6 protein-coding genes and 1 pseudogene are annotated in these 6434 nt (G+C 33.9%); 5 read left to right on the forward strand and 2 right to left on the reverse strand.

Translation table 11 applies throughout. The features are described 5' to 3' along the window. From EUBDOL_RS01940 to EUBDOL_RS01960, 5 genes are all read left to right on the forward strand, one after another. Positions 1-1248: PTS transporter subunit EIIC (locus EUBDOL_RS01940; RefSeq protein ID WP_040462924.1), on the forward strand; the 1248-nt coding region annotated here is incomplete at its 5' end. A gap of 55 nt (positions 1249-1303) precedes the next feature. Beyond that, entirely contained in the window at positions 1304-2191 is an 888-nt protein-coding gene (locus EUBDOL_RS01945) for an alpha/beta hydrolase (protein ID WP_004797996.1), read from the forward strand. 1 nt (position 2192) lies between these two features. Next, positions 2193-3089: an alpha/beta hydrolase gene (locus tag EUBDOL_RS01950; RefSeq protein WP_004797997.1), complete on the forward strand. Its 897-nt coding sequence runs from the start codon at positions 2193-2195 to the stop codon at positions 3087-3089. Between the two features lies 1 nt (position 3090). Beyond that, entirely contained in the window at positions 3091-4398 is a 1308-nt protein-coding gene (locus EUBDOL_RS01955) for a glycoside hydrolase family 32 protein (protein ID WP_004797999.1), read from the forward strand. Continuing rightward, complete coding sequence (locus tag EUBDOL_RS01960; RefSeq protein ID WP_004798001.1) at positions 4395-5345, forward strand: carbohydrate kinase family protein; 951 nt, start codon at positions 4395-4397, stop codon at positions 5343-5345. Before EUBDOL_RS01955 ends, EUBDOL_RS01960 begins: the two co-directional genes overlap by 4 nt. A gap of 132 nt (positions 5346-5477) precedes the next feature. Here the strand turns inward: EUBDOL_RS01960 and EUBDOL_RS01965 are convergent, their stop codons facing one another. Together EUBDOL_RS01965 and EUBDOL_RS11545 are read right to left on the reverse strand one after the other, a co-directional pair. Further along, positions 5478-6005: a DUF5662 family protein gene (locus EUBDOL_RS01965; protein ID WP_004798003.1), complete on the reverse strand. Its 528-nt coding sequence runs from the start codon at positions 6003-6005 to the stop codon at positions 5478-5480. Positions 6006-6081: 76 nt separating this feature from the next. After that, positions 6082-6434, reverse strand: a pseudogene (locus tag EUBDOL_RS11545) (sodium-dependent transporter); the annotation flags it as partial.

The raw sequence follows: 6434 nt of genomic DNA on the forward strand, positions 1-6434 counted from the left end.
ATTACTGGTGTATTAGGTGTAGTACGTGCAGGTGGTCAGCAACAAGTTGTTGTTGGGACAGAAGTAAAAGATGTTTATAGAGAAATTTGTGAAATAGGAAATTTTGAAAATACAGATAAAGACATTGTTCCGGTAAAGAAAGAAAAAATCACTATCAAATCAATAGGAAATGGGATTTTAGATGCCATTTCCGGAAGTATGGGTCCAGCTATTCCAGCAATTGTGGCATCTGCATTCTTTAAAATGCTTGTTGCTGTATTGGGGCCAGATGTATTAGATGTATTACATGAAGGAAATGATTTATACACATTATTCACATTTGTAGGAGATGCAGCATTTTATTTCTTCCCGGTAATTGTTGGTTATACGAGTGCAAAGAAATTTAATTTGAATCCGGTACTAGGTATTTTAATGGGGGCTATTCTAATCCACCCGACATTTGTAGGTTTAGTTGGAAAAGAATTTACAGTTTATGGAATCCCATGCAATGTTCAAAGCTATGCTAGTTCAATTGTACCAATCATTTTATCAAATTGGGTAATGTCATATATTGCTCATTTCTTTGATCGTATCATTCCCGGATCTATTCGTTCCGTATTCTCACCGGCATTTACCCTTGCTGCTATGTTACCAATTGCATTATGTGTGTTTGGACCAGCAGGAGCGTTTATTGTGGAATATGTAGTAGCTGCATTATTCTCATTAGAAGGTATTGCTGGATTTATTGGTATTGGGTTAATCGCTGCTTTATATCCTGTTTTGGTAATGACCGGTATGCACATGGTATTGATTACAACGTTGTTCCAGATCTTTGCTACCAAGGGATTTGATGGTTTTGCAGCAGTTGCAGTTTCTGTTTCTAGTTTTTCAATTATGGGTGTTGGCATCGGTGCCTTCTTACGTTTGAAAAATAAAGAACAGAAAGCACTTGCGTTATCTTATGGAATTACCGCAATTGTTGCTGGAACATCTGAACCGACAATTTATGGTATATGCACAAAATACAAGAAACCATTCATTGGTCTGTTAGCCGGAGGATTCTTAGGTGGTGCATACGCAGGATTAACCGGAGTTATTGATGCTACTCTTGTTCCATCTTCCAATATATTTGCGGCATTATGTTTCCTTGGTAAATCACAAGCTAATGTGGTTAATGGGATTATTGCATGTGTAATTGCATTTGTAGCAACAGCCGTATTTGTATATTTCTTTGGTTTTGATAAAAACGAAAAAGATATTCAAGGTTAATATAGAAAACGAGGGGAATAGCTCCCCTCAAGTCATTTAATAAAGAGGTGTTTATATGATAAATTCAAAAATTTATTTGCCTAGTGGAGCATATTTTGATACATATATCATGGATTCAGAAATAAACTATCGTGAATTTAGAAAAAGACCTGCTATTATAGTTGCACCAGGTGGTGCGTATGCAATTCATGCTACGAAAGAAGGGGAACCTATTGCGCTTGAATTCATGAAAATGGGATACCAAATGTTTGTATTAAAATATTCTGTTGGTTCGGATCGTGAACATCCAGAAAAAGGTATTTTAAAAGCTGCAAAGTATCCGCTCCAAGTTGTTGAGATGTTTGAAACATTACATATCATAAAACAAAATGCAGAACAATGGAAAATTGATGTGAATCGTATATTTATGATGGGATTTTCAGCTGGAGGTCATGTTTGCGCATCTTGCGGGGTTCGTTGGAATGATCCTAGTATCATAAAAGAATTAAGTTTTAAACCGAAAGAAAACGAATTAAAAGCAAAGGGAATTATATTGGGTTATCCTTTCTTAAGACCGAATAGTGAAGAATTTATGGTGCAACACAAGTTAGAAAGTGTAAAGAAAGTCCAAAAGATAATGAATTATGTCTTATATCAAACGAATACACCTTTATTGGAACAAATATATAAAGTGGATTTATTAAACTATATTTCAACAGATACTGTACCAATGTTCATTTGGCATTCTATAGATGATCCGGTTGTTGATTCTCGAAATTCTACGAAATTCATCGCAAAATTATTAGAATTTGATGTGCAAGTAGAATATCATTTATTTGGTCATGGTGAACATGGAAAAGCGTTGGATAATAGGTTGACTCATATAGATGATGAGATTGATTGTCATTTGAATCAATGGGTATTTTTGGCAGATTATTGGATGAACAGGATGGGAAGAAAGTAATATGATGAGAAAAGAAGATTATACAATTTTTGAATATCGTATGGGAAAAGAAATTAAATATGCAGATATGATACACGAAGAACGGTTACATGGAAAATTTGAAAAAATTTGTGTAAAGACAGAAACTGCTGGATATGTAGATATATCTATTTATAGACCACTGAATTGGAATGGAAAAACGCCATTGAAAGCTGTATTCAATTTTCATGGAGGAGGAAATGTTTTAGGATACTATGAGCAAGATGGAAAATACTGTCGGAAATTAGCAGATTTAACAAATTGTGCTATTTTGAATGTAGATTATGTTTTAGCACCGGAATTTAAGTATCCCAAACCGTTATTTTCAAGCTATGAGGCAATAGTGGAAGTTCTGAAACGCAACGAAGAATTATTGCTTGATAAAGAAAATGTTATGGTCATGGGACATAGCGCAGGCGGATATATTTCAGCATGCTTATCTTTAATCGATCGTGATAGAAAAGAAATCGGAATTAAGGGTGCTATTTTAGATTATCCTCCTCTACGACAAGAGATAAGCGCAGATCTTCGAAAGGTACAAGATCCGTCCAAAGCAATTTCAGAAAATAGAATGCTGCAATATATCAATTGGTACTATAATAGTTTTGATGAGTTAGATGAAGAATTAGCATCGCCATTGTTGGCAGATCTTCATAATTTACCTAAAATGTTAGTGATAAGCGCGGAATTTGATTCATTAAAAAATGAAGAAAAAGCTTTCGCGGAAAAAATGAAACTAGCTGGCGGTGATGTAAAATATATCGAATATTCTTCTTGTCGTCATGGTTTTACACATGAATGCTTTGATGAGTATATGCCACAAGAAGCAGAGGAAGCATGGTGTGTAATGGCTGATTTTATTAAGGAGATTCTAGAATGATATGGCAGCCAAAAAACTAAATTATCATTTGATGCCTAGAAAAGGTTGGTTAAACGATCCCAATGGGTTAGTTTTCTTTCATGGCAGGTATCATATATTTTATCAAGCTGACGAAGATGACTTACAAGGACGTATGAATAAAGCTTGGGGACATTATTCAACCACTGATTTTGTAACATATACAAGGCATGAGCTGGCTATTTTACCAGATTCTGAATATGATATGAACGGAGCTTATTCAGGGAGTGCAATCATTAAAGAAGATACATTGTATTTGTTTTATACGGGAAATGTACGATATGCAGGAAATCATGATTATATACACTCGGGAAGAGAACAAAATTTAATTTGTGTAGAAAGTAAAGATGGATTCAATTTTAAAAACAAGCGCTGTCTTTTATCGAATAAAGATTATCCAAGAGATTGCACGAAGCATGTGAGAGATCCTAAATTATTTATTTCAGAGGGGAATTATCATCTTTTATTAGGGGCACGTTTGCATGATGATACAAGCTGTGTTTTAGAATATATTAGTAAGGATCTTAATTCGTGGAAATACTTTCAACGATATACTCCTAAAAAAGATGTAGGGTATATGATTGAATGTCCTGATTTACTTAAAAATGAAAGCAATAGTTTTATTATGTGTTGTCCACAAGGCTTTGTTAAAGAGCAAGAGATATTTAAAAATGTTTATGATTGTGGGTACTATAAAATTAAGGGGAAAGATTTAGTTGAATATCAAGCTTTAGATTACGGGTTCGATTTTTATGCTCCGCAAACATTTTATAATTCAAAACGATTGATTATGATGGCGTGGATAGGAATGCCGGATAATGAATATCTTGATATATATGATGATTGGAATCAAACATTAAGTATGCCAAGGCAAATAGAATTTAAGGAAGGTAGAATGATACAAAAACCGATTGATGAAATATTAAGCTTGCGAAAAGAGAAGAAGAAATATTGTCGCTCTTTTGCAATCTCGAAATCAAGCAATATTGAATTTGAAGCTGATAATGAATTTGTTTTGTCTTTAAATGATATAAAAATGGTATATAAGAAAAACGAATTATGTCTAGATCTTTCTAAATGTAACTGTAATAGAAATAAACGATATATTCAAAATATAAAAGTGAATAAAATGTCGATATTTATAGATGAGACGGTACTTGAGATTTTTATTAATGATGGAAGATATACTATGACTTCAAGGTTTTATGATTCCAATAATCAATTAAATATAAAAACAGAAGGCATTAAAGAGATGATAACTTATGAAATGAAGGGGGTTAAAATTTTATGAAAAAGCTGTTAGCTATTGGAGAAGCGCTGATTGATATGATTCCTTCAAATGTTGGAAAAATTATGAATGTAAACAGTTTTTCTCCGAAATTAGGTGGTGCTCCTTTGAATGTGTGTGGTGCATATTCAAAGCTTGGAGGAGTTAGCAATATTATTACAATGTTAGGAAACGATTCGTTTGGAGACAAAATTATTAAAGAATTGGAAGATTTTAATGTGCATGTAGATTATGTGAAAAGAACAGATTTGGCAAATACTTCTTTAGCGTTTGTGGCTTTAGATGAACAAGCGAATCGTGAATTTTCTTTTTATCGAAAAATGGGTGCGGATATGTTGTTGTCTGAAAAAGATATAAATCCAGAGTGGTTTTTAGATGCATACGCGTTACATTTTTGTTCCGTATCATTGGGGGAATTTCCAATGCGTAAAGCGCATGATCGGGCATTAGAAATTGCTAAAGAGAAGAATATTGTTATTTCATTTGACCCTAATGTCCGTTTACCGTTATTTGAAGATTATGGATATCTAAGAAAAACAATTAACGAATACATTAACTATGCAGATATATTAAAAATTAGTGATGAAGAAGTGGAATTTATCTTTGAAAGTAAAAATATTGAAGATGTTTTGGATTCTTTATTTGAAAAAGGCGTAAAGTTAATAATTTATACAGCAGGTAAAGAAGGAGCAACAGCATATACAAAACATGTAAAAGTTTATTCAGAAGGAAAAAGGGTTAAGGCAGTAGATACAACGGGAGCAGGAGATGGCTTTATTGGTTGTTTATTATATCAATTGGCAAAAGATAAAGTAGAATTAGAGGATCTTGAAAGGCTTAAAGAAAATCAATTAAAGCATTATCTGGATATCGCAAATAAATTTTGTGCAATTTCTGTTACAAAAGAAGGTGCCATAGCAAGTTATCCAACATTTGAAGAATTAAAATAAGAAATTTAGAATACTTTGAATGGTTAAAGCAAGTATAAAATCAAAATATAGTTACATCATAAATAATATTTTAAATAGTATATTTCGTAATAAATAAGCAGGCAATTCAACATACCTCTGTGAATTGCCCGCTTATTTATTTTTTAACAGCTCTTTGCGAATATAAGCAATCGTTTGATCCGTACCATGATCTCGTTGATAAATTAAAATATGTTCCAACAATGCTTTGGTGTTGGGGTGCATAAGAACATGGTGATAGCCACGCATAAAGTATTCATAAGCACTGCCATCATGATAAGCGTCCTTCATATAGATTTTGGAAGCAGCGGTACGATCACAATACATTTCGATAACATAATTTAAGGGCATTTCCAAAGGCTGAATTCCATCGGCAGCATTATCTAACCAATACTCCCAATGATGCTTATTTCTTCCTTTGTGATGCAGCCAGCCAAGCGAATACCCCTTGACTTCCTTTTCCCGATCGATCGGACTGCGATTGCCTTGATAATAACGAGCACCGGCGGAAAACTCCACCCAAGAATATTTGGATAAATCATGCAGAAGCCCTTGTTTATATAAACCACAGCGAAAGCAAAGCTTGGTTACCGCAATCTTATGCTTTGTAATGGTTTTTAAATGTCCCCATATATTTGCCATTCGCAACACCTCTCAATAATAATATTGTATCATGGATTATGAAAAGGACAAAAGAAAAGAGCCTATTGCTAAGCTCTTATTTTGCTTTTCTGCGATTGGCAACCCATGCCTGTATCGGAAAATACAAGACGATTGCCAAGATCACTGTCGCAAGAATGAAATTCAAAGGCCATGTAAATTTTTCGATGTAGCCTTGGAAGAAGATTACCAGAATGATTACCGGTAAAATATAGGCACAGTAGCTAAATAGTTTTGCCGGGAATTTTCTCCCTTTACCAGTATTCGCTTCGTTAATAAAGTTTTTCCAGCCCCAGCCATAGCGATGTGTACAAAACATTAGATACAGCAAGGAGCCAAGTGGAAGCAAGTTGTTGGAAACGATGAAATTTTCCAAATCTTGAATGGTTGTTCCAACACCGAGTGGCTGAG

Origin of the sequence: Amedibacillus dolichus DSM 3991 (assembly GCF_000154285.1) — a bacterium.
GTDB lineage: Bacteria > Bacillota_I > Bacilli_A > Erysipelotrichales > Erysipelotrichaceae > Amedibacillus > Amedibacillus dolichus.

Excerpts from the sequence above, each read along its gene's own strand:
- EUBDOL_RS01945 (WP_004797996.1), top strand. The coding sequence starts at position 1,304 with ATGATAAATTCAAAAATTTATTTGCCTAGTGGAGCATATTTTGATACA.
- EUBDOL_RS01950 (WP_004797997.1), top strand. The coding sequence starts at position 2,193 with ATGATGAGAAAAGAAGATTATACAATTTTTGAATATCGTATGGGAAAA.
- EUBDOL_RS01955 (WP_004797999.1), top strand. The coding sequence starts at position 3,091 with ATGGCAGCCAAAAAACTAAATTATCATTTGATGCCTAGAAAAGGTTGG.
- EUBDOL_RS01960 (WP_004798001.1), top strand. The coding sequence starts at position 4,395 with ATGAAAAAGCTGTTAGCTATTGGAGAAGCGCTGATTGATATGATTCCT.
- EUBDOL_RS01965 (WP_004798003.1), bottom strand. The coding sequence starts at position 6,005 with ATGGCAAATATATGGGGACATTTAAAAACCATTACAAAGCATAAGATT.